This is a genomic window from bacterium (assembly GCA_016873475.1).
In the GTDB taxonomy this organism is placed as follows: domain Bacteria; phylum Krumholzibacteriota; class Krumholzibacteriia; order JACNKJ01; family JACNKJ01; genus VGXI01.
In genome coordinates, this window is record VGXI01000320.1 from 1 (window position 1) to 2718 (window position 2718).

Annotated in this window: 3 protein-coding genes; 1 reads left to right on the forward strand and 2 read right to left on the reverse strand. The window is 77.3% G+C overall.

Going from position 1 to position 2718, the window contains the following annotated elements:
• Positions 1-152 precede the first annotated feature (152 nt).
• On the reverse strand, positions 153-872 hold the full coding sequence (locus FJ251_15265; GenBank protein MBM4119061.1) for a DUF374 domain-containing protein: 720 nt from the start codon (positions 870-872) through the stop codon (positions 153-155).
• Positions 869-2389: a lipid-A-disaccharide synthase gene (lpxB, locus tag FJ251_15270; protein MBM4119062.1), complete on the reverse strand. Its 1521-nt coding sequence runs from the start codon at positions 2387-2389 to the stop codon at positions 869-871. The genes FJ251_15265 and lpxB overlap by 4 nt, the downstream gene beginning before the upstream one ends.
• 94 nt (positions 2390-2483) lie before the next feature.
• On the opposite strand from lpxB, the gene FJ251_15275 reads away from it, so the two are divergent.
• A partial coding sequence (locus tag FJ251_15275) for a hypothetical protein (protein ID MBM4119063.1) occupies positions 2484-2718 on the forward strand: 235 nt, incomplete at its 3' end.

The following is a 2718-nucleotide window of genomic DNA, read 5'->3' on the forward strand; positions in this document are numbered from 1 at the left end:
CACGGGGAGGCGGCCTTCCCAGGCTCGCGCCGCCTGCCAGGCCCCATTCAGGGCTGCGCCCAGCCCGTAGAGCAGGCCCAGGGGCGCGAGCAGGCGCCCCGCCGGCCCGGGGGGGCGTTCCCAGCAGCGGCGGGCGTCCGTGAGCGGAAGCATCAGGCCTCCGGGGCCGGCGGAATCACCGGCCGGCCGAGTTCGCCGTCCAGGGCATCCGTGAAGCGGCGCAGCCGCTCCTGCAGTGCGCGGCGTGCGCATTCCAGCGCCGGCCCGTCCAGCTCCCGCGGCAGCAGTTCGGCCTCGCCGTAGCGCAGGACGAGGCGCTGCCCGGGCCAGGGCAGCAGGGTGCGGTCCCAGCTCGCGAAGGCGCGCAGGCGCCGACTTGCCACCGCCACCGGCACCACCGGACAGCCCGAGAGCGCGGCCAGCTGGAGCGCGCCCGCGTGCAGGTGCCCGCGCGGACCGCGGGGGCCGTCCACGGTGAGGGCGACGTCGTGGCCGGCGCGCAGGCCCTGGAGCAGTCGCCTGAGCCCCGCGGCGCCGCCGCGGCTGCCCGAGCCCGCCGGCATCCCGTAGCCCAGGCGGCGGTTCACGGCTGCGATGAGCTGCCCGTCCCGGCTGCCGCTGCGCAGCACCTGGATGCCCCGCCCGCGGTGGGTGTAGGAGAGCATCAGCATCCGGTTGTGCCAGAAGACGTAGATCAGCGCCCCGCTAGGGCTGGTGGCGCGGGCCGCCGCCAGCGCGGCGCGGTCCTCGGCGACCCGCCAGGTGGCACCCAGGCCCCGCAGGAGGGCTGCGAGCAGCGCGGCCAGCCACTCGAGCCGGCGCCGCTCGCCCGCGTCCAGCCGGTCTTCGCCCGCATCCCAGTGCCCCTTCACGGCCGCCCTTCCCCGAGCAGCGCCTCCGCCAGCGCCGCCACCCGCTCGCCGCAGCCGGGGCTGCCCAGCCGCTCGCGCAGGCGCGTGAAACCGGCCTGCTGGGCCGCGCGCTCGGGCCCGTCCCGCAGGAGCGGCGCCAGGGCGCCCGCGAGGCGCGGCGCGCTGAGATTGCCCTGCACGAGCTCGGGCACGAGGTCTTCGCCGGCGACCAGGTTCGCCAGCGCGATGCGCTCCAGGCGCACGAGGCGCCGCGCGAGCTGGTAGTTGACGAGGCCCGTCCGGTAGACGACGACCATCGGCAGGCCGGCGACGGCCGTCTCCAGCGTGGCCGTGCCGCTGGCCACCACCGCCGCCCCCTGGCGCGCGAGAAAGCTCGCGCTCTCTTCGCGGCAGCGCCGCGGCTGGATCGGCGCCCCCGCCAGCAGGCGCTCGTAGAGCGCGGCCGGCAGTCCGGGCGCCTCGAGCAACTCCACGCTGAGCGCGGGCAGCTCGCGCTGCAGCCGGGCGGCCGCGGCCAGCATGACGCCCAGCAGGCGTTCGACCTCCTGGGCGCGGCTGCCCGGCAGGAGCGCGAGCCGCGGCAGGGCCGCCGCGGGCGCCAGCGGCCGCGGGCTCTCCAGCAGCGGATGGCCCACGAACTCGCCCCGCACGCCGCGCGCCGCCAGCCACGTCGCCTCGAAGGGCAGGATGAGCGCGAGGCGGTCGACGTCGCGGCGCAGAGCCGCCACGCGCCCCTCGCCCCAGGCCCAGACCTGCGGCGCGATGAAGTAGAGCACGGGCAGGCCGGCGCGCCGGGCGCGGGCGGCCAGGCGCAGGTTGAAGCCGGGGAAGTCCACGGGCAGGAAGAGGTCGATCGCCCCGGAGCCGAGGAGATCGCCCAGCGCCCGCAGGCGGCCGCGCAGCGCGGGCAGGCGCCGCAGCACCTCGGCGAAGCCCATGACCGCGAGCTCACGGTAGTGCACGAGCAGCTCGGCGCCAGCGGCCTGCATGCGCTCGCCGCCCGTGGCGAGCAGGCGCCAGTCGGGGTGCCGGCGCCGGAGCGCGGCCACCACCGCCGCGCCCGCCTGATCGCCGCTCGCCTCGCCGGCCGTGATGAGCAGAGTGCGCGGGCGCCCGGGCTCAGCCGCCACGCTCGACCGCCTCGAGGATGCGCAGCGCGAGGGCGAGGGCGCGCAGGCCGTCCTCGCCGCTGACGGGCACGGGCTGCCCGGCGGCGACCGCGCGCGTGAAGGCTTCCAGCTCCAGGCGCAGCGGCTCCGCCTTGACGACCGGCACCGGCACCAGCTCGACGAGATCCTCCAGCTGCAGCGCGGCCAGGCCCTCCGGCGCGGCCTGCGCGGCCGCCACCCGCGGCCCGAAGTCCGCGGCCTTCCGGATGAACTCGACCTGGCCCGCGAGGAGGTCGATGGCGAGGTAGCCGTCGGCCTGGAAGACGCGCAGCTTGCGCATGCGTTCGCGGCTGATCCGGCTCGCCGTGATGTTCGCCACGCAGCCGCCCGCGAAGCGCAGCCGCGCATTCGCGATGTCGACGCCGCCGGTGAGCACCGAGCTGCCGCTCGCGGCGAGGTCGACGACCGCCTCGCCGATCACCATCGCGAGCAGATCGATGTCGTGGATCATCAGGTCGAGGACGACGGCGACGTCCGCCCCGCGCGCCACGAAGGGCGCGAGGCGATGGCTCTCGACGAAGCGCGGCCCGTGCAGGTGCGGCAAGGCCGCCAGCATCGCCGGGTTGAAGCGCTCGACGTGGCCCACCATCAGCTGGCGCCCCCGCCGCGCCGCCTCGGCGACGATCGCCTCGCCCGCGGCCAGGTCCTCCGCCAGGGGCTTCTCGACGAGCAGGTGG

Coding starts and splice junctions, on each gene's coding strand:
- lpxB (MBM4119062.1), bottom strand. CDS start 2,389: ATGCGCGGCTGCGCTTCGCGGGCGGCTGCGTGGCGAACATCACGGCGA.